We start from the raw sequence: 18890 nt of genomic DNA on the forward strand, positions 1-18890 counted from the left end.
ATTATGCAAGATTATATCACCCAGTCCATCCAAGAAGGTATCAGGCTCAAAGAAAATATCCTGAACAACCGGCAAATGCTTGCCGACATCGAAACTGTCGGCAATCTGATAGTACAAGCCCTTCGACAAGGGCACAAAGTCTTGCTTTGCGGTAACGGCGGCAGTGCAGCCGATGCCCAGCATATCGCTGCCGAACTCGTCGGACGTTTCGTGACCGAACGGGAAGGCCTGCCCGCCATCGCCATGACAACCGACACTTCCATCCTGACCGCAGTCAGCAATGATTATGGCTTCGACCGCGTCTTCGAACGGCAGACAGCAGCCTTGGGAACGAAAGGTGATATTCTGATAGGCCTTTCTACCAGCGGCAACTCTCCCAACGTAGAGCATGCCTTGCAGAAGGCACAATCTATGGGCATCACCACCATAGGGCTCCTGGGAAGGGATGGAGGAAGGTGCAAGGAACTTTGCAATTACCCGTTGATTATACAGCACGCCGAATCTGCCAGGATTCAAGAAGTGCACATTACCATCGGACATATCTTGTGCGGCATCGTCGACAATAAACTGTTTTCTCATGAATAAAGCGATTTTCCTTGACCGGGACGGTACCATCAATGTCGATTTCGGCTACGTTTATAAGCCCCAAGAGCTGGAATTGCTGCCCGGCGTAGCCGAAGCACTCCGCATCTTTCAGGAACTGGGTTATCTGCTGATTGTCATCACGAACCAATCCGGCATTGGACGTGGCTATTTCACACCGGAGGACGCCGAACTGTTCAACCGGGCACTCGCCCAAGAGCTGGAGAAACATGGAGTTATACTGAACGATTTCTATACTTGCCCCCACGCTCCGGAGGAACATTGCGAATGCCGCAAGCCTTCTCCTTTCATGGTGATGGAAGCGATGAAGAAGTATGACATCGACCCGTCCCAATCCTATATGTTCGGAGACAAGAAGTCGGATACGGAATGCGGCGAACGAAGCGGTGTCAAGTCCTTCCGGGTCACCTCTGAGCATTCACTTCTATATTGGGCCAACCAATTAAAAAACAACCTATTATGAATACAGAATTAAACAGTATAAAGGGAAAGAAGGTACTCGTTATCGGAGACGTGATGCTGGATACTTACCATATAGGGGACGTGAAAAGGATTTCTCCCGAAGCCCCCGTACCAGTGGTCCGTGTCACCCGTACCTACAATGTATTGGGAGGAGCGGCCAATGTTGCAAGAAATCTGTTGGGACTGGGTTGCTCGCCGTATGTCGTCAGCCTGCTTGGCAACGACCACAACGGAAACACAATGCAGGAGATGTTCGCTGATTTGGGCATCAGAAACGAACTGTTTTATACAGAACACCCCACCATCACCAAAACCCGCGTAATAGGCAACAGCCAGCAAGTAGTACGGCTGGACTTTGAAACAGAAAATGAATGCCTGAACGAAGAGACTGAGCAGAAACTGCTGGATGCCGTGAAGCGTGCACTCCCCGAAGTGGACATTGTCGTGATTTCGGATTATGGCAAAGGAGTATGCAATGATACAGTATGCCAGCAGGTTATATCCGCCTCTGCCGGGCAAGGGAAGAAGGTCATTATAGACCCCAAAGGGACAAATTGGGAGAAATACCGTTCCGCAACCATCATCACCCCCAACCTGAAAGAGCTTTCGGCTGTTTCGGGAGTGGATGTGAGAAATGAGGATAAAGAAATCCATAGCGCAGCAGACCGGATACTGAAGGAGTATAACCTTACTTCTCTATTAGTGACACGTTCCGAAAAAGGCATGTCATACATAGCTCCGGAAGCCTCACAAGACATTCCTACCGAAGCAAGGGAAGTATATGACGTTTCAGGTGCAGGCGATACTGTCGTGGCAACTTTAGCAGCTGCGCTGGCAGCCGGTATCCCTATTGCAGATGCCATTTATCTTGCCAATAAAGCGGCCGGCATTGTAGTCGGGAAAATAGGCACCAGTCCCATTCTGTTCAAAGAGTTGCAGGACGAGTTACAAATCGGGAAACCGGCCAGCAAACTTATTCCTATTTCCCAACTTGCAGATACTATAAAACAACTGCGTGCGCAGGAGCGCAAAATCATATTCACAAACGGCTGCTTCGACATTCTGCACAAAGGACACGTGTGCTATCTGGAAAAGGCCAAAAGACTGGGGGACGTACTTATCGTAGGATTGAATTCGGACAGCTCAGTAAAACGTCTGAAAGGGGAATCGCGCCCCATCAATGATGAAAGCGCCCGCTCCACAGTCCTGGCAGCCTTGGAAGCAGTGGACTACGTAGTGATTTTTACGGAAGATACCCCTCTGAATCTCATCAAAACAGTTGCACCGGACGTGTTGGTAAAAGGTGGCGACTATGCCATAGAAAACATTGTAGGCAGGGAGTACGCCCAAGAAACAGTAACTATCCCTTTCGTAGACGGTTATTCCACTACAAAGACTATAGGCGCCATCAACCAAGAGAAGCAATAATCTTTTCAGCGACTTGTTGGGGGGTAATATCCACCATACACTTCTGATAAACAGCCAGCTTGCATTTACCCCGTCCGTCTTTGGTGCACGGACGGCAAGGCAGGGCTGTTTCGAGTATTTCCACCGTAGGTCCCGTAGGGAAACCGAAGGCCGTAGGTCCCATCAAGGCAAAAGCAGGAACACGGAACAAATCAGCGGCATGCATAAAACCCGTATCAGCGCTGATTACCAGATTGGAACGCAACACTATGTAAGAAGACTCCATCAATGAGGTTTGTCCCGCAAGGTTAACTACCCGTTCCGGTGCAGCACTTCTGATTTCCTCACAGAAAGTATCCTTCGGACCAGCCAGAATGACAAATCTATACTCAGGAAGAAGGGCAACCAATTCTTTCCAATAGGAAACGGGCCAGCGTTTCATTTCCCAGTTGGCAGACGGCACCAGCGTAATCATATCTTTGGTTACAAAGTTCTCATACTTGCTACGTATTTCATCCGGGAAATGCCAGTCGTGATAGTTGTCCGGAAAATGCGTAATTCCCCATTTCTTCAATGGTTTCTGAAAAGACACCATCCCCCTGAAAGGCTTGTCGAAATGATTGATTCCCAGTTTAAACAACAAAAAGCGTTTGCCTCTCTCTTTGCTCCGCAAAGCAACGTAAGGTTTCACAAAAGGCAATGGAGACACTATCAGCTTCAATATGTTGGAACGGATATTACTATGAGCGTCATAAATGTAGTCGAAATGCTCTTTTCTCAAATCAGCCGCCATTTTCAACAATCCGGCAAGTCCGGTCTCCTTGTCAAACGCCCAGATTTTATCAATCCTGCCATCCATCGACAAGGTCCCCACCATATCTTTCCGGGTAATCCAATGAATTTCCACATCTGCAAACCGTTCACGTATTCCACCGATAATTCCCATACACTGGATAATATCCCCTATCGAACTGAAACGGATAATTAAGAATTTGGTCATAACAAATTTATTAGAATTGCTGATTCGGCACAAAAGTAAGCGTTAACAACGAAAAAACAAACCAGACTACTCAAAATCTGAAAACAGAGCAACTCTTTATTACAAAAAGAATATGATAATTAAAGGATAAATTCAATTGGAAGTTCTCATTTATTTATATAAGTTTGCATCATATTTCATACAATGCACCTACTGAATAAAAAACGAAATCAATGGAGTACAAACTATTGTATGCCCTAAGAAGCGGGAAGAACATCAAACTTATCTATTATATAAAGAATATGCTCGGTATGCTGATACCCAATATATTCTTTCAGATGCAGCTTCGTCATAAGTTGGCATCTTTATCCGACAGAAAAGATAAAGACTACATTTTATACCGAGTAAACTACTATAACAAACTTTTACCGGGTGCAATATTGCCCGAATCGGTACCTGCACTCGCAGAACATAAACTAAAAGGGCATAAAGTCTATATCTATGATACCCGCTGCTATACCCGCTGGTTTTCCCAACAACTACGGTTGAACCTATGTGCCGGTGATGTGGATTTCGTCCCACCAATCCCATCCATTTCAAAAAGCCGTCTTATAACTGAAAACAACGGAAACGGGGTTATTATGAAACTCAACAAGATAAGGCATTTTATTTTTGTCCGTGACAAGAAAAAATTTACAGAGAAAAAAGATATGGCTGTCTTTCGCGGAAAAGTAACAGACAAAGAGCAGCGAATCAAATTCATGAAAATGTATTTTGGCCATCCCATGTGCGATTTGGGAGATATCAGCCGGGATACTATCAATCCTACGTGGTGCATTGGAAAATTGACCATTAAAGAACAATTGGAATACAAATTTATTCTAGCCATAGAAGGCTATGATGTTGCCAGCAATCTAAAATGGGTAATGTCTTCCAACTCTATTGCCGTAATGCCCCGTCCTACTTGTGAAACTTGGTTCATGGAAGGCACATTAATTCCTAACTATCACTACATTGAAATCAAACCGGACTTCTCTGATTTGGAAGAAAGACTGCAATATTACATGGCTCATACTGATGAAGCTCAAGCAATAATCAAACATGCACATGAGTATATAGAGCAATTCAAGAATAAAAAACGGGAACAATTGATATCCCTTCTTGTATTGGAAAAGTACTTCAAGATGACCGGACAACTCTAATCATTGATAGCATTATTACATCATTGACTTTCAGTTACACCGGTAATCAGGCTCCATATTCTCTGTAGGGCTTATCTAAATCCAGATAGTGGAAATTATGCTGTCTCTGCCCGCTTTGTTTCGGTATAACCATGTAGTCTCCATATTTTCTGGTCAGATAGGTATCATAATCTTGTACTCCCCACACAGTTTCGTCCTCAAACGAAACGGGAGTCGGAGTTCCCAGCTCTGCCTTGGGCATGATGCCGCGCATACCGTCATCATAATCACAAACTAAAGAAGACTTGTCAAAGTCATAGGTGGTCATCACATTTCTGATACTCCTCTGTACGCCGGCAGTAGTAAAAAGTCTCCGGCACAGCAGCGGCAACCATGAGCCGGGACCTTTCCCATGCTTATAAGGGTCGCGGTAGATAAAATAGAGCACCCGCTTGTAAAATTCATACCGGGCAAAATGAATCCTCTGTTTCAGGTTGCTTTGCGGTACACCGTCCAATGGAAATACGTCCAAGTAGATACCTCCCAAGTATTTCAAATGCATACGCTCAATAAGAGTCGTATCCGCATCTTGTATCTTGGCAAAAGGTAATGGATAATTCGGATCATTTTCTGCGCAGACAGCCTCATAAGGCTGGGGAAGCCACTCCTTGGAATGAGACATCAACAAATCATAATCAGCCCTCGGCATACCGATATCCAAATCATCGTCCCAAGGGATAAATCCCTTATGACGGACTGCACCAAGCATAGTACCGGCCATTATATAATAGCGCAAACCATGTTCTTTACAAACTTTATCCACAGCAAGCAATATCTTCAAAATACGAAGCTGCAAAGGACGTATATCATAATCTGCCATAAAAATCAGCCCATTAATTAATAAAGTTGTGAAGGAATCAACCGCTGTGCTTGTTCAAAGTCATTCACCGTATCAAGCTCCACAGAAAAATATTCGGTAGTGTCAAGCGCATAGAAAGAGTGTCCTTGTGGTATGAGACGCTCAAAAGCACGTTCATAGAAGATATTATCCAAACCTTCTTTGGTAATCATAACCTCCAATTCCCGGAAAAGCGCTTCTGTATAAGCGGCAGACATCTTCTCGATGCCAATAGACTCGCCAATAGCTCGGGATATGGAGCACGTCTTACTGATTTCCAACACCTTGCCATCATTGTCCGCTATTACCTTGATTTCCTCTTCCCCCAATGTATGATGGTTCAGAGCCAACGCATCCGCTTGACCATATCCAAGCAACTTGGCTACAATCTGCGGGTCAAAAAGGATATCGCTGTCCAGCAACAGAATGTCCTCTTTATCTACATAAGGCCGTGTAAGCCATAAAGAGTAGATATTATTGGTAGAAGCATATTTCTCATTATAGATAAACGTAACCTCCAATGCCGGATAATGAGCTTCCAGAAAGTTCACAATCTGCTGCTGTCTATAACCGGTGACAATGACAAACTCCCGAAAGCCATTCTGCAGCAATGCATCAAAGGCTCTTTGCAGCAAACAACGCTCTCCAACTTTCAACAGACATTTTGGAGTGGTATCAGTCAACGGACGCAAACGCGAAGCTATCCCTGCAGCCAATATAACCGCTTTCATTGTAATGCAATTTTTTTAATGGTGTCAATGACAATACGGTTCTGTTCAGGACGCCCCAAGGTAATACGCAAATGGGTATTGATGTCTGGTTCATTCATGAACTTCACCTTATAATCCTCGTCGGCAAAAGCTTTCTGTAAGCGTTCTTTCAAGACAATCGGATATTTTATAAGGACAAAGTTCGCCACCGACTCATATACCTTGAAACCAGGCAACGTCCCTATCTCCGCTTCAAAGCAGGCGCGACTCTCATTCATCAGCCGTGCTATATTCCGGTAATGCGCATCCGATTTCAGTGCGGCAATAGCAATATCCTCAGAGATACGGTTATAACCCAGATATTTGTTGCTGTATTTGCCAAAGTTGGCCAACTCCTTACTCATAAACCCAAAACCCATGCGCAATCCGGGCAATCCGTAGAACTTGGAAAGCGTGCGTGAAATAATCAGGTTGGGATATTTATCAACCAGCATTTTAATATAGTCCGTATCAGTAGATACGAAAGAGGCATAGGCTTCGTCCACCAAAACGATGGTTGTTACGGGCAACTCAGCCAACAAAGCGTCCAATTCTGCAGGGGTCAGACCGTTACCGGTGGGATTATTGGGCGAAGCGATTAATAAGACCTTGGGATTCTCACGCTGTACCATCTCTTTCATGGCAGCGAAATCATATTTAAAGGTATTGCCATCCTCATACAATGGATACTGCAACGTATGCCCGTCCACTTCATCAGCAATGGATTTATAGTACCACCACGAGAATTTAGGAATGAGCATCGTCTTGTTCCCATCCTCTTGGGTCAGGAAATAGTGGACTGCTTGTTTCAATATATCTTCTCCACCATAACCCAACAGCACCTGCGGCTCATCGATTCCGTAAGTCTCGGACAGATAAACGGACAGAATGCTCTTCTTGCCTTCGTCGTAGATACGGGTATAGAAACAGAGTTTGTTTATATCAAAATTCTTTAGAGCCTCCACCACCTCTTGCGAAGGTGCGTAGTTAAACTCATTGCGGTCCAAATAATTCATATCTTAGGTTTCTTTTGTTAGTACTTTCCGATAACACTCCATCGTCTCACGCGCCATCTGCTCCTCCGTGAAACGCTGTGCCCACTTCAGCCCCTCCTCAATCATGGTGGCACGCAAAGAAGGCTCTTGTGTACGGGCAATCGCTGCCGCCAATCCCTCCACATCATGGGGACGCACATACAATGAATGCTCCCCCCCCGCTTCTTCAAGACAAGAGCCGGTTGCTGCTACCACCGGAATGCCGGAATGCAAAGCCTCAAGAATAGGGATGCCAAAACCTTCGTAAACGGATGGGTATACAAAAGTCTCGGCCGACTGATAAATGGCAGGTAAATCGTCCGAAGGGATACCATGCAGAAAATGTACTCTGTCTTGCAATCCGGCTTTTGTCATAAACTCTTTCAGCTGATGGATATAGGCTGTGGGTCTCCCTACCAGAACAAAATGCAGTTCATCGGGCAGATACTCCAAAGCCTTCACAATGGCCAGCGCATTTTTACGCTCCTCAATGGTGCCCACCGACAAGATATAGCGTTCGGGCAACCGATAACTCCGCATCACCTCCTTGCGCTTATCCTTACCGACACGACAGGCATACAGAGAACTACACCCTTGGTAAATAACGGAAATTTTATCCGCAGGAATTCCATAATAATGTATGATGTCACGCTTGGTACACTCACTCACAGCAATGATGTGGTCTGCATGCTTGCATGCATAGCGGCATTTGTAGTTATAAATCAAGCGGTCGACCAACGAAAAACAATGTGAAAGTCTCAGGAAAATAAGGTCGTGAACAGTCACCACACTCTTTACTTCCCGTACCCGATGGATGGTCAAGGGAAGTTCGTTACTCAGTCCGTGGAACAGCTGTATGTTGTCCCGTTTCAAAGTCCTGCGTATACCTCCCACGCGCCACAACGAAGTCATTCCTCTCCAGAGCCAATGAGACGGATAATGTACCGATACCGTTCCCCGGCTTTCGGCCACCATCGACGAGAGTTGCTGATTTTCACGGTGTACCGGAGCATACAACCAATACTCGTTTTCCGGAGCAAAGGCTGACAATGACTGCACCACATACCGGCTGTAATTGCCCAATCCCGTAAAATTCTGCACAGCCCGTTTTCCGTCGTATCCTATTCTCATCTCTAAAAAGTTTCAGCTGCAAATGTACAAGATAATCCTCATATAGCAGTCTATTTCGCTTTCCTTTTTTGACAAAAACACAAATTCACCTATAAAACATAAAATAAAGATGAGCAATCACTTGCTGTCTGTTACAAAAACCAAGTACGGAATCGGGCACATCCCCATTGCCCAATCCGTACTAGCTCATTGTTTTATCCTTCAAACACCTTATCTCCTTCCCGAAAACTACTTTATTCATCATCGGCCCACTGTTATGAACCAATTCAACCACACTAGTGAGCTGTTTAGTTCACTCAAGTGAACATCACGGCTCACTAACGTGGGCTGCTGAAGAATCCAAAAGTAAAACGAAAGAATGAAAAGGATGCAACAGAAGAAAGAAGGATGCGGAACGGAAGAAAACACGGGTGAGAGCAAAATTTACCCTCACCCTTTTCGATTGCTCTCACCCACCCCTGCAATGCCGATGAATAGGGAAGTTGAAGAAAAGAGTGAGAGCGGTGAGGGCAGAAATGCAAACTTAAAACGGAAAAAGCCGAATTATTTTCCGGGCATTACTTAGCCACTTTGACGGATTAGTCGTATCTTCGCACGATGGAGAATCGTCGAAAAGAACAGCAGCATTATGAGAGTCATTGTTGACAACAAGATACCTTTTATTAAGGAAGCCATCGAAAAAATAGCCGACAGCGTGATTTATACTCCCGGCAGAGACTTCACTCCGGAGTTGGTAAAAGATGCCGATGCACTGATTATACGTACCCGCACCCGCTGCAACAAGGAATTGCTGGAAGGCAGTAAAGTCCGCTTCATTGCTACCGCCACCATAGGCTTCGACCATATAGATACGGAATATTGCCGTGAAGCAGGCATCGCTTGGACCAATGCCCCCGGATGCAATTCAGCATCCGTAGCCCAATACGTGCAATCAGCCTTACTATTATTGCAACAACTCAAAGGAGTACAACTGTCCGAATTGACATTAGGCATCATCGGCGTAGGCAATGTGGGTAGCAAAATAGCCCAAGTAGGGCAAGAACTGGGCATGCGTGTCCTGAAGAATGACCTGCCCCGGCAAGACAAGGAAGGAGAGGGCGATTTCAGTTCCTTGCAAGCACTCGCAGCAGAATGTGATATCCTCACCTTCCACGTACCTTTATATAAGGAAGGGCCATACAAAACATTCCATTTGGCAGACCATACTTTCTTCCGGTCATTAAAACGCTGTCCCGTCATTATCAATACCTCACGTGGAGAGGTGATTGAAACCAATGCGCTCCTGAATGCCTTAGAAGACGGACTGATTTCCGATGCCATCATTGATGTATGGGAGAATGAGCCTGATATCAATCTTACCTTATTAAATAGAGTGTTCCTTGGAACTCCCCATATAGCCGGTTATTCAGCCGACGGAAAAGCCAATGCCACCCGTATGTCCCTGGATGCCCTTTGCCGTTTCTTTCACATCAAAGCCGACTACCGCATCGCTCCCCCCCAACCCCGGAACCCGATTATTACCGCCGACAACCTGGCAGAAGCATATCTGCAAATGTATGACCCGAGAAGGGACAGCGAAGCACTGAAAACACATCCCGAACAATTTGAAAAATTGCGGGGAGACTACCCGCTACGAAGAGAAAAAGATGCTTACACTTATATCCCAAAGTAGCACATACATTTAGAGATACAGCCCGATAATACAAAAGACGTCACTATATAAGTTCCTCACGCCTTTACTATCAATGCCGAATCAGAGGAAACTATAGGCAAAACATTACAATATCAATGCAAAAAATACAGTTAGAGAAATCACTCAGTGAAGGATTTATTTTTTATGCAATTTCAACTCTGACGATTGCCATACAATTTCTGTTTTATCTGATTCACAGTCCCCGGCTCGCCATGATGGACGTGGGAGGCTGGATGTTTTATATAACGGCCGCTTGCTCACATGCCGCCTTGTGGGCACTTATTCCTTACATCATATCCTTAATCGTAGCCATTACCGTCCGGCGCCATCAAGCCGCCGCCATCACACACATTATTCTTGTATCATTACTCAATATACTTGCTTACATAGACGGCAGTGTGTACAGTCTTTACAAGTTCCATATCAATGGTTTTGTACTGAATCTCCTGGTTGGAGAGGGCAACAGTGAGATTTTCACATTCAGCTTCTGGCTTTATCTGAAGATTGCAGGAGTATTAGTGGGTATATTTGCCGCCAATACTTTGCTAAGAATACTTGCAGGCCATTGTTATACCCGCTTTCACCGCTGTGGCTTCCGTCCTGTACTTGCCACTCTGATTTTGTTTGCACTATTCTCTAACTTTTATCATGCCTATGCCGCCGTAGTGCAAAAGACTTCAGTGATTCGCAGCGCCCCCTGCCTGCCCTATTACTTCCCGCTTACGGCAACCCGCCTGATGATGAAGTTAGGAGTGGTCTCATCCAAGGATGTCATTAAAATGAACTTCAACAACAAGAAGCAGTCTGCTGACCTCAACTATCCGATAGATTCTTTGAAATACGAAGTCCATTCCAACCCCAAGAATGTAGTGCTGATAGCCATAGACTCATGGAACTACCGCGCCTTTAACCAGGACATTACACCTCATATCAGCCACTTTGCCGACAGTTGCAGCAGATTCACCTCCCATCTAAGCAGCAGCAATGGCACACGTGGAAGTATCTTCGGGCTTTTCTTCAGTCTCTCATCCATCTACTGGACTGATTTTGAGGTATCGGGCATACAGCCCCTGCTCATAGAAGAACTATTGAAGCAGAATTATCAGATAGGTATTTATCCCAGTGCTACAATCGTCAACCCGCCATTTGCCAAAATACTTTTCTCAAAGGTACCCGACTTGCGTACCCATACCGAAGGAAAAACCGTTTATGACCGCGACTGCCGTATTACAGCAGATTATCTGCAAGCACTCGATACGCTGGGCAGCGGTACAAAACCTTTCTTTTCCTTTCTCTTCTATGATTTGGCACACGGATATGAAGTGCCGAAGGACAAGCTTTATCGTTTCCAACCGTCCTGGGAGTTCGCCGACTATATGAAACTGAACAACGACATAGACCCTACTCCTTTCCTGAACCTCTACTACAACTGCGTGGCGGAAGCCGACTCACTGGTGGGATGCGTCCTCCACAAACTTGAAGAAAAGAAACTGCTAGACAATACCCTGGTCATCATTACCGGAGACCATGGACAAGAATTCAATGAGAATCATAAAAATTATTGGGGCCACGGCAGTAATTATTCACCGGTACAAACACATATCCCCTTCCTATTATATGAACCGGGAGAACAGCCACATACCTACCATCACCGTACCACGCACTATGATTTTGCACCAACCCTAATGAATAAAGTGCTGGGTGTAACCAATCCGCCTTCCGATTACAGTATGGGGCATTTAATAACCGATACTTGTCCACGGAACTGGCATATCGTGGGCGACAATCTCAATTATGCCTTTATCGTAGAAAATCATACTATTCTGGAAAAACACCCTTCCGGATATATAGAGATCAGCGACAGTGCATTGAATCCCCTGGAAAATTACAAGATAGACAACCGTAAGCTGAACGAGGCCATCCTCTCCCTTAACCGATTCTATAAATAACTGGGAGAGAGACCTTCCACCAACTCCTCTATCACCTTCGGATAGTATTCATACTCCAGCCGGTGGATGCGTTGCGCCAGCTCCTCCGGCGTATCGCCCGGCAATACGGGGCATTTCTGCTGGCAGATAATGCCGCCTTCGTCATAATGCTCATTCGTATAATGGATGGTAATACCGCTTTCCTTTTCGCCGGAAGCAATCACTGCCTCGTGCACACGGTCGCCGTACATTCCCTTTCCACCGAACTTGGGCAGCAACGAAGGATGTATATTTATCATTTTATTGGGATAAGCATGCAGAATATTGTCCGGCACACGTGCCAGGAATCCTGCCAATACCACAAAATCAATATCATGCTCTCGAAGCGTCGACAAAACAAGCTCTCCACTTTCCCAATCGCTCTTGGCAAACCAGACACAAGGCACTCCCAGCCCCTTGGCACGCTCTAAAACAAACGCATTCTGCCGGTTAGTCAAAACCAGAGCCACACGTGCCGAACCTTTTTCCCGGAAATAACGGATGATATTCTCGGCATTCGTACCACTTCCCGACGCTAAAACTGCGATATTTTTTCCCATAATCCCTCCAATTACTGCACAAAACCGTGAAAAATGTGCAAAAAGGTGCATTTAATTCATCAAATATTTGCGAGGAATGATAAATATTCATTCCTTTGCACCGCAAATTTAAAGAAATAAAACTAATTATTAATTAAAAACTTAAAGTTATGTCTGAAATTGCATCAAGAGTGAAAGCGATTATCGTCGATAAATTAGGCGTAGAAGAATCAGAAGTTACTAACGAAGCTAGCTTCACTAACGACCTGGGAGCTGATTCTCTTGACACTGTAGAACTTATCATGGAATTCGAAAAGGAATTCGGTATCTCTATTCCCGATGACCAGGCTGAAAAGATTGGTACTGTAGGTGATGCTGTATCTTACATCGAAGAACACGCTAAGTAATCTTATCCATTCGTTTATAACATGGAATTAAAAAGAGTTGTAGTAACAGGTCTCGGCGCCATTACTCCCATTGGCAACAGTGTTCCCGAATTCTGGGAAAATCTTGTGAATGGGGTTAGTGGAGCAGGACCTATTACTCATTTCGATGCATCGCTTTTCAAGACTCAGTTTGCATGCGAAGTAAAAGGCTTCGATGCTACCAAATATATAGACCGCAAAGAGGCCCGCAAGATGGACTTGTACACACAATATGCCATTGCAGTAGCCAAAGAAGCGGTAGGTGACTCTGGGCTTGACGTCGAAAATGAGGATTTAAACAGAATCGGTGTCATCTTCGGCGCCGGTATCGGTGGCATCCGTACATTCGAAGAAGAGGCGGGCAACTATGCCCTGACCGGTAAGGAAAACGGCCCCAAATTCAATCCGTTCTTCATCCCCAAGATGATTTCGGACATTGCTGCCGGACAAATTTCCATCATGTATGGTTTCCATGGTCCCAACTACGCAACTTGTTCTGCATGTGCCACTTCCACAAATGCCATTGCCGATGCGTTTAACCTCATCCGTTTGGGTAAGGCAAATGTTATCGTGTCCGGTGGTTCGGAAGCTGCCATCGCCGCTTGCGGTGTAGGTGGTTTCAATGCCATGCATGCATTGTCAACCCGCAATGATTCTCCCGAAACTGCATCCCGTCCGTTCAGCGCAAGCCGTGACGGATTCATCATGGGTGAAGGTGGCGGTTGTCTCGTTCTCGAGGAACTGGAACACGCCAAGGCACGCGGTGCCAAAATCTATGCGGAAGTTGCCGGCGTAGGAATGTCTGCCGACGCTCATCACTTGACAGCCTCTCACCCCGAAGGTTTGGGAGCCAAGTTAGTGATGCTGAATGCGTTGGAAGATGCAGAAATGAAACCCGAAGAAGTAGATTATATCAATGTTCACGGTACATCTACTCCCGTAGGTGATATTTCGGAAGCAAAAGCAATCAAAGAGGTATTCGGACAGCATGCGTATGAGTTGAACATCAGTTCGACAAAATCCATGACCGGCCACTTGCTGGGCGCTGCCGGTGCGGTAGAATCCATTGCAAGCATCCTCGCCATCAAGAATGGCATTGTTCCTCCGACCATCAACCACGAAGAGGGTGATAACGACGAAAACATCGACTATGACCTGAACTTCACGTTCAACAAAGCACAAAAGCGCGAAGTGAACGTAGCTTTGTCCAATACTTTTGGATTCGGTGGTCATAATGCGTGTGTCATTTTCAAGAAATACGCAGAATAATAAGGTCGTGTTACGTAACCAAATAGATAAAATAAGGCTCTTGTTCCGCAAGGATAGAGAGTCTTATTTTTGTTTTTACAGAATTCTCGGCTTCTTTCCACGTGACATCAAGGTCTATCAGCAGGCTTTGCTGCATAAATCCATCTCCATGCGCTCCGAAAAAGGACGTCCCATCAACAACGAACGGCTGGAATTCTTGGGCGATGCTATCCTCGACGCCATTGTAGGAGATATTGTCTACCGCCATTTCGAAGGACGCCGCGAAGGTTTCCTTACCAATACCCGTTCCAAAATTGTACAGCGGGAAACACTCAACAAACTGGCCGTGGAAATCGGACTGGACAAACTGGTGAAATACTCCACCCGCTCCTCATCCCACAACAGCTACATGTACGGCAATGCATTCGAAGCCTTCATCGGCGCCATTTATCTGGACCAGGGCTACGACCGCTGCAAGCAGTTCATGGAAGAGAAGATTTTCAAAAACTATATCGACCTCGACAAGATGTCTCGCAAAGAGGTCAACTTCAAGTCAAAACTCATCGAATGGAGCCAGAAGAACAAAATGGAGGTGTCATTCGAGCTTATCGAGCAGTTTCTCGACGAAGAATACAATCCGATGTTCCACACCGAAGTCCGCATCGAAGGGATATCGGCAGGTACCGGCACCGGTTATTCCAAGAAGGAGTCGCAACAAAATGCGGCACAGATGGCATTGAAAAAAATTAAGGATGCCGCTTTCAAGGAGGAAGTCCAGGCAGCCAAGGAGCGAAACCATGCAACAGAAACCTCCACAGAAGAAAATCCCATGGCAGAAGCTGTTGAAGAATCCCCACAAGAAAAATTAGCCGAAACAGATTCCCATCCGACGTCCCTGGACAACTAAGTCATTGTCTTCCGTCACCAGCTTCAACTTGCCCGCAATCTCCTCCAGCGGTGCAGAAGCTATTTCATTCCCCTTCAAGGTAATCATCCGCCCGAACTGCCCGTTGGCAATCAGTTCCGTGGCATGTCCGCCCATACGTGTGGAAAGGTTACGGTCAAAAGGTGTGGGTGAGCCGCCCCGCTGAATATAACCCAACACAGTCTCACGGGTCTCGATACCCGTCTCATACTCTATCTCCTGAGCGATATACTCGGCGGCACGCTTCCGCCCGTCCGTCTGTATACCTTCGGCTACCACCACGATGGAGTAAGGCTTTCCTTTCTTCAGCCGATTCAGAATCGTTTCTCCGATACGGTGGATATTATAGGGAATCTCCGGAATCAGAATCACGTCACCACCGCCTGCCATACCGGAGTATAAGGCTATCCAACCTGCCTTGTGCCCCATCACCTCAATCACCATCACCCGTTTGTGCGAGCTGGCCGTGCTGTGCAACCGGTCGATGGCATCCGTAGCAATGCTGACGGCAGAATCGAATCCGAAGGAGAAATCAGTTCCCCAAATATCGTTGTCTATGGTTTTAGGTACAGACACAATGTTCAGCCCCATAGCAGAGAGTTTGGCGGCTGTCTTCTGCGTACCGTTCCCGCCGATACAGACTACACAATCAAGCCCCATCTCTTCGATATTCCGCGCTATCAGTGCCGGTTTGTCCACGCCGGACATCACGCCGTTCTTCTTAAAGGGCTTCTCGCGCGAAGTACCGAGCATCGTACCTCCCAAGTTCAGCAAACCAGATAAGGACTTTTCGGTAAACGACTCCACATCCTTGGTCAGCAGCCCCTGAAAACCGCTGTGAATGCCAATTACCTCCATTCCATAATGGTTGATAGCTGTTTTGCATACACCGCGAATGGTAGCGTTGATGCCGGGACAGTCGCCTCCTGAAGTCAAAATACCTATTCTCATGATATTTTTGTTTGAATTATTGTTCTATAGGTCCGTAAAGATAGAAAAAAAAGAGAAAAAAGATAGAGATGCCGATAAATAAGATTATTTTTGCGGTTTAAAATAAGATTTCACAAAGAACGATGAATATTACAAAGTTTCTGAATAAGGTATATTTTGCTCCCCGTCTGAAAGAAATCGAACAATACACCAGCCATGCCGGTGAATTGCAACAGCTTGTACTGCAGCGCCTCGTCCGGACAGCGGCAAACACGGAATGGGGAAAGAAGCATGACTATGCCTCTATCCGTACTTATGAAGATTTCAAGAAGCGCCTTCCCATACAAACTTACGAAGAAGTAAAACCTTATGTAACCCGCCTGCGTGCCGGTGAGCAAAATCTGCTTTGGCCTTCGGAAATACGTTGGTTTGCCAAATCATCGGGTACCACCAACGACAAGAGCAAGTTCCTGCCCGTCAGCCGGGAGTCCTTGCACGACACGCATTACAAGGGAGGCCGGGATGCCGTTGCCATCTATCTGGGACAGAATCCCGAAAGTCGCTTCTTTTCCGGTAAAGGGCTTATCCTTGGAGGCAGCCACGCTCCCAACCTGAACACCAACCACAGTCTTGTAGGCGACCTCTCCGCCATCCTCATAGAAAATATCAACCCACTGGTAAACTTTGTCCGCGTACCCAGCAAGCAGACAGCCTTGATGGAGCACTTCGAGCCCAAAATGGAGGCCATTGCCCGCGAAACCATCCATGCAAATGTAAGCAACCTTTCCGGTGTACCGTCCTGGATGCTTGTACTCATCAAACATATACTGGAAAAGACGGGAAAGCAGAGCCTCGAAGAGATATGGCCCAACCTGGAGGTATTCTTCCACGGCGGCGTTGCCTTCACTCCCTACCGCGAGCAATACAAAGACGTGATCCGCAGCAGCAAGATGCATTATGTAGAGACTTATAACGCCTCCGAAGGCTACTTCGGCACGCAGAACGACCCTGCCGACCCTGCCATGTTGCTGATGATTGACTACGGTATCTTCTACGAGTTCATCCCGCTTGAAGATGTAGGCAAGGAGAATCCGCGTACCTTCTGCCTCGAGGAGGTGGAGCTGAACAAAAACTACGCCATGGTAATCTCCACTTCTGCCGGTTTGTGGCGATATATGATTGGAGATACGGTGAAGTTCACATCGAAGAACCCCTATAAGTTCGTCATCACCGGACGTACCAAGCACTTTATCAACGCGTTCGGCGAAGAACTGATTGTGGATAACGCGGAAAGAGGACTTGCCAGGGCATGTGCCGAGACCGGTGCACAAGTAGTAGATTACTCTGCTGCTCCCGTGTTTATGGACAAGCATGCCAAATGCCGCCACCAGTGGCTGATAGAGTTTGCACAAATGCCGGACAGCCTGGAGAAGTTCGCCAAAGTATTGGACGATACCCTGAAAGAGGTGAACTCCGACTACGAGGCTAAAAGGCAGAATAATCTGGCGCTGCAACCGCTGGAAATCATCGTTGCCCGCCCCAACCTCTTCCATGACTGGCTGGATAGCAAGGGGAAACTCGGCGGACAGCATAAGGTGCCCCGGCTCAGCAACACGAGGGAGTATATAGAGGAAATGCTGGAACTAAACCGGTAAATTACTATATCATAAAAATCAAGCGCGGATTACGCAAATTACGCGGATAAATTAATAAATCCATGTAATCTGCGTAATCCGCGTTTTACAAATCAGTCAGTACGTTTTGACTTTACTTTTTCATTTCAACAATCAGCCTCAAGGATTAGAAATTATATGCCAGCCCAATTCCCAGCACTTCCTTAAACTGCACCTTGGCGCCCTTCTTCACTCCATTGTCATCAAACGTTTTCACATCATTGTCATACTTCAGAGTTGTATTGATGGTAGCCGACAATACTTTATTGATTTTCATGCTGATAAGTACATCCCAATTCACATCTATGTTTCCAAAATCTTTGCTGTAAGGAGTAAAGAAATCAGCCGTAGTAATCAGATTCACATTCTCCATCACGGGCAATTCAGCACGGGCTTTCACAAAAGCGCCACCCTCTATCTTGAAGTGGTCACCCGGGTCTACACCAAAAGCACCCAAATCGGAAAGATAGTCATCAGTCACGAAAGTCATCTTGGTGGAAACGGGTGAAAGCAGTAGAGAATAGTTACTCTTAGGCCTCCATTCCATACCCAGGGCGATATTCGAATAGGCAGGAGCAAAGAAATTGGAAATCTGGTGCTCTTTGTCGGGATAGTCATATCCTTTGGCAAACTGGGTATTCAAATCACCCATCAGTGTATAGAACCAGACGTTGTCTGTAGAATATCCCAACTGAGTGGAAAGCCCTATTTTATCACTACTTTTCCTCATCCCCTGAGATTTGGTTTTCGACAAGCCATAGTCCAGCACCATGTTGGTGACCCAGAGCCAGTTTCCTTTCTTGTGTGTCAGTGATGCATTCAAGTAGGCATTTCCAGCAATGGAATTCTCACCTCCTGCCGACCAGTTGGCCATGGCAGTCTGTGACATATTAAGACCAGTCACTCCTTTCAATACCCAAGCTCCCTCCTGATAACCTTTATCATCCGTCTGAGCATAAGTTATGGTTGCTAAAGCAGCAAACAACATTACAATATATATCCTTTTCATATTACAGTTCGTTTTAAAAGTTTCTCATAAAAAGACG

19 protein-coding genes are annotated in these 18890 nt (G+C 46.0%); 11 read left to right on the plus strand and 8 right to left on the minus strand.

Annotation, left to right across the window (positions count from 1 at the left end; genetic code table 11):
* Nucleotides 1-3: 3 nt before the first annotated feature.
* The 3 genes from gmhA to hldE are packed head-to-tail and all read left to right on the plus strand — an operon-like array spanning nt 4 to nt 2493.
* Nucleotides 4-585 carry a D-sedoheptulose 7-phosphate isomerase gene (gmhA, locus tag DW096_RS08015; protein ID WP_008662056.1) on the plus strand — a complete coding sequence of 194 codons (582 nt, stop codon included), beginning with the start codon at nt 4-6 and terminating at the stop codon, nt 583-585.
* A complete protein-coding gene (locus tag DW096_RS08020; protein WP_118930958.1) occupies nt 578-1066 on the plus strand; it encodes a D-glycero-beta-D-manno-heptose 1,7-bisphosphate 7-phosphatase in 489 nt (162 codons plus the stop codon). The genes gmhA and DW096_RS08020 overlap by 8 nt, the downstream gene beginning before the upstream one ends.
* Complete coding sequence (gene hldE, locus DW096_RS08025) at nt 1063-2493, plus strand: bifunctional D-glycero-beta-D-manno-heptose-7-phosphate kinase/D-glycero-beta-D-manno-heptose 1-phosphate adenylyltransferase HldE (protein ID WP_118930959.1); 1431 nt, start codon at nt 1063-1065, stop codon at nt 2491-2493. The genes DW096_RS08020 and hldE overlap by 4 nt, the downstream gene beginning before the upstream one ends.
* On the opposite strand, the gene DW096_RS08030 is transcribed toward hldE, so the two are convergent.
* A complete protein-coding gene (locus tag DW096_RS08030) occupies nt 2474-3472 on the minus strand; it encodes a glycosyltransferase family 9 protein (protein WP_035447675.1) in 999 nt (332 codons plus the stop codon). The two genes, hldE and DW096_RS08030, sit on opposite strands and share 20 nt — an antisense overlap.
* 212 nt (nt 3473-3684) lie before the next feature.
* Between DW096_RS08030 and DW096_RS08035 the strand changes: the two genes are divergently transcribed.
* Nucleotides 3685-4653: a glycosyl transferase family 90 gene (locus DW096_RS08035; RefSeq protein ID WP_118930960.1), complete on the plus strand. Its 969-nt coding sequence runs from the start codon at nt 3685-3687 to the stop codon at nt 4651-4653.
* A 46-nt stretch (nt 4654-4699) separates the two neighbouring features.
* On the opposite strand, the gene DW096_RS08040 is transcribed toward DW096_RS08035, so the two are convergent.
* Genes DW096_RS08040 through DW096_RS08055 form a run of 4 tightly spaced genes read right to left on the minus strand, consistent with a single transcriptional unit; the run spans nt 4700 to nt 8444 of the window.
* Complete coding sequence (locus DW096_RS08040) at nt 4700-5512, minus strand: phosphorylcholine transferase LicD (RefSeq protein WP_057281887.1); 813 nt, start codon at nt 5510-5512, stop codon at nt 4700-4702.
* Between the two features lie 17 nt (nt 5513-5529).
* Nucleotides 5530-6261 carry an NTP transferase domain-containing protein gene (locus DW096_RS08045; RefSeq protein WP_005825963.1) on the minus strand — a complete coding sequence of 244 codons (732 nt, stop codon included), beginning with the start codon at nt 6259-6261 and terminating at the stop codon, nt 5530-5532.
* A complete protein-coding gene (locus tag DW096_RS08050; protein WP_022401857.1) occupies nt 6258-7295 on the minus strand; it encodes a histidinol-phosphate transaminase in 1038 nt (345 codons plus the stop codon). The genes DW096_RS08045 and DW096_RS08050 overlap by 4 nt, the downstream gene beginning before the upstream one ends.
* A gap of 3 nt (nt 7296-7298) precedes the next feature.
* Nucleotides 7299-8444: a glycosyltransferase family 1 protein gene (locus tag DW096_RS08055; RefSeq protein WP_118930961.1), complete on the minus strand. Its 1146-nt coding sequence runs from the start codon at nt 8442-8444 to the stop codon at nt 7299-7301.
* Between the two features lie 367 nt (nt 8445-8811).
* Here DW096_RS08055 and DW096_RS08060 point away from each other — a divergent pair, with 367 nt between their 5' ends.
* From DW096_RS08060 to DW096_RS08070, 3 genes are all read left to right on the plus strand, one after another.
* On the plus strand, nt 8812-9009 hold the full coding sequence (locus DW096_RS08060; protein WP_227212774.1) for a hypothetical protein: 198 nt from the start codon (nt 8812-8814) through the stop codon (nt 9007-9009).
* A 63-nt stretch (nt 9010-9072) separates the two neighbouring features.
* Nucleotides 9073-10116: a 4-phosphoerythronate dehydrogenase PdxB gene (gene pdxB, locus DW096_RS08065; RefSeq protein ID WP_118930962.1), complete on the plus strand. Its 1044-nt coding sequence runs from the start codon at nt 9073-9075 to the stop codon at nt 10114-10116.
* A 116-nt stretch (nt 10117-10232) separates the two neighbouring features.
* A complete protein-coding gene (locus tag DW096_RS08070; protein ID WP_057259202.1) occupies nt 10233-12086 on the plus strand; it encodes a sulfatase-like hydrolase/transferase in 1854 nt (617 codons plus the stop codon).
* Here the strand turns inward: DW096_RS08070 and purN are convergent.
* The gene (gene purN, locus DW096_RS08075) at nt 12077-12664 is read right to left on the minus strand and encodes a phosphoribosylglycinamide formyltransferase (protein WP_016272085.1); all 588 of its coding nucleotides are present in this window, start codon (nt 12662-12664) and stop codon (nt 12077-12079) included. The genes DW096_RS08070 and purN overlap by 10 nt on opposite strands.
* A 149-nt stretch (nt 12665-12813) precedes the next feature.
* Between purN and DW096_RS08080 the strand changes: the two genes are divergently transcribed.
* Genes DW096_RS08080 through rnc form a run of 3 tightly spaced genes read left to right on the plus strand, consistent with a single transcriptional unit; the run spans nt 12814 to nt 15223 of the window.
* The gene (locus tag DW096_RS08080; protein ID WP_004291965.1) at nt 12814-13050 is read left to right on the plus strand and encodes an acyl carrier protein; all 237 of its coding nucleotides are present in this window, start codon (nt 12814-12816) and stop codon (nt 13048-13050) included.
* A 21-nt stretch (nt 13051-13071) separates the two neighbouring features.
* A complete protein-coding gene (fabF, locus tag DW096_RS08085) occupies nt 13072-14337 on the plus strand; it encodes a beta-ketoacyl-ACP synthase II (protein WP_005825984.1) in 1266 nt (421 codons plus the stop codon).
* A 7-nt stretch (nt 14338-14344) separates the two neighbouring features.
* Nucleotides 14345-15223 (plus strand): ribonuclease III, encoded by an 879-nt coding sequence (rnc, locus tag DW096_RS08090; protein WP_172679983.1) that lies wholly within the window; start codon nt 14345-14347, stop codon nt 15221-15223.
* Here rnc and DW096_RS08095 read toward each other — a convergent pair.
* Entirely contained in the window at nt 15182-16192 is a 1011-nt protein-coding gene (locus DW096_RS08095; RefSeq protein WP_005833813.1) for an ATP-dependent 6-phosphofructokinase, read from the minus strand. The genes rnc and DW096_RS08095 overlap by 42 nt on opposite strands.
* Nucleotides 16193-16314: 122 nt before the next feature.
* Between DW096_RS08095 and DW096_RS08100 the strand changes: the two genes are divergently transcribed.
* Nucleotides 16315-17826, plus strand: coding sequence for a GH3 auxin-responsive promoter family protein (locus DW096_RS08100; RefSeq protein ID WP_005833815.1), 1512 nt, complete (start codon nt 16315-16317; stop codon nt 17824-17826).
* A gap of 145 nt (nt 17827-17971) precedes the next feature.
* Here the strand turns inward: DW096_RS08100 and DW096_RS08105 are convergent, their stop codons facing one another.
* Nucleotides 17972-18853, minus strand: coding sequence for a DUF3078 domain-containing protein (locus tag DW096_RS08105; protein WP_005825995.1), 882 nt, complete (start codon nt 18851-18853; stop codon nt 17972-17974).
* Nucleotides 18854-18890 lie beyond the last annotated feature (37 nt).

Origin of the sequence: Bacteroides sp. AM07-18 (genome assembly GCF_003602695.1) — a bacterium.
Classification (GTDB): domain Bacteria; phylum Bacteroidota; class Bacteroidia; order Bacteroidales; family Bacteroidaceae; genus Bacteroides; species Bacteroides uniformis.

Bases quoted from the DNA above. Each gene is read 5' to 3' on its own strand.
- DW096_RS08060 (WP_227212774.1), top strand. From the start codon at position 8,812: ATGCAACAGAAGAAAGAAGGATGCGGAACGGAAGAAAACACGGGTGAG.
- DW096_RS08080 (WP_004291965.1), top strand. From the start codon at position 12,814: ATGTCTGAAATTGCATCAAGAGTGAAAGCGATTATCGTCGATAAATTA.
- DW096_RS08070 (WP_057259202.1), top strand. From the start codon at position 10,233: ATGCAAAAAATACAGTTAGAGAAATCACTCAGTGAAGGATTTATTTTT.
- DW096_RS08030 (WP_035447675.1), bottom strand. From the start codon at position 3,472: ATGACCAAATTCTTAATTATCCGTTTCAGTTCGATAGGGGATATTATC.
- DW096_RS08020 (WP_118930958.1), top strand. From the start codon at position 578: ATGAATAAAGCGATTTTCCTTGACCGGGACGGTACCATCAATGTCGAT.
- DW096_RS08095 (WP_005833813.1), bottom strand. From the start codon at position 16,192: ATGAGAATAGGTATTTTGACTTCAGGAGGCGACTGTCCCGGCATCAAC.
- gmhA (WP_008662056.1), top strand. From the start codon at position 4: ATGCAAGATTATATCACCCAGTCCATCCAAGAAGGTATCAGGCTCAAA.
- hldE (WP_118930959.1), top strand. From the start codon at position 1,063: ATGAATACAGAATTAAACAGTATAAAGGGAAAGAAGGTACTCGTTATC.
- DW096_RS08045 (WP_005825963.1), bottom strand. From the start codon at position 6,261: ATGAAAGCGGTTATATTGGCTGCAGGGATAGCTTCGCGTTTGCGTCCG.
- pdxB (WP_118930962.1), top strand. From the start codon at position 9,073: ATGAGAGTCATTGTTGACAACAAGATACCTTTTATTAAGGAAGCCATC.
- DW096_RS08105 (WP_005825995.1), bottom strand. From the start codon at position 18,853: ATGAAAAGGATATATATTGTAATGTTGTTTGCTGCTTTAGCAACCATA.
- DW096_RS08040 (WP_057281887.1), bottom strand. From the start codon at position 5,512: ATGGCAGATTATGATATACGTCCTTTGCAGCTTCGTATTTTGAAGATA.
- DW096_RS08055 (WP_118930961.1), bottom strand. From the start codon at position 8,444: ATGAGAATAGGATACGACGGAAAACGGGCTGTGCAGAATTTTACGGGA.
- DW096_RS08050 (WP_022401857.1), bottom strand. From the start codon at position 7,295: ATGAATTATTTGGACCGCAATGAGTTTAACTACGCACCTTCGCAAGAG.
- purN (WP_016272085.1), bottom strand. From the start codon at position 12,664: ATGGGAAAAAATATCGCAGTTTTAGCGTCGGGAAGTGGTACGAATGCC.
- fabF (WP_005825984.1), top strand. From the start codon at position 13,072: ATGGAATTAAAAAGAGTTGTAGTAACAGGTCTCGGCGCCATTACTCCC.
- DW096_RS08035 (WP_118930960.1), top strand. From the start codon at position 3,685: ATGGAGTACAAACTATTGTATGCCCTAAGAAGCGGGAAGAACATCAAA.
- DW096_RS08100 (WP_005833815.1), top strand. From the start codon at position 16,315: ATGAATATTACAAAGTTTCTGAATAAGGTATATTTTGCTCCCCGTCTG.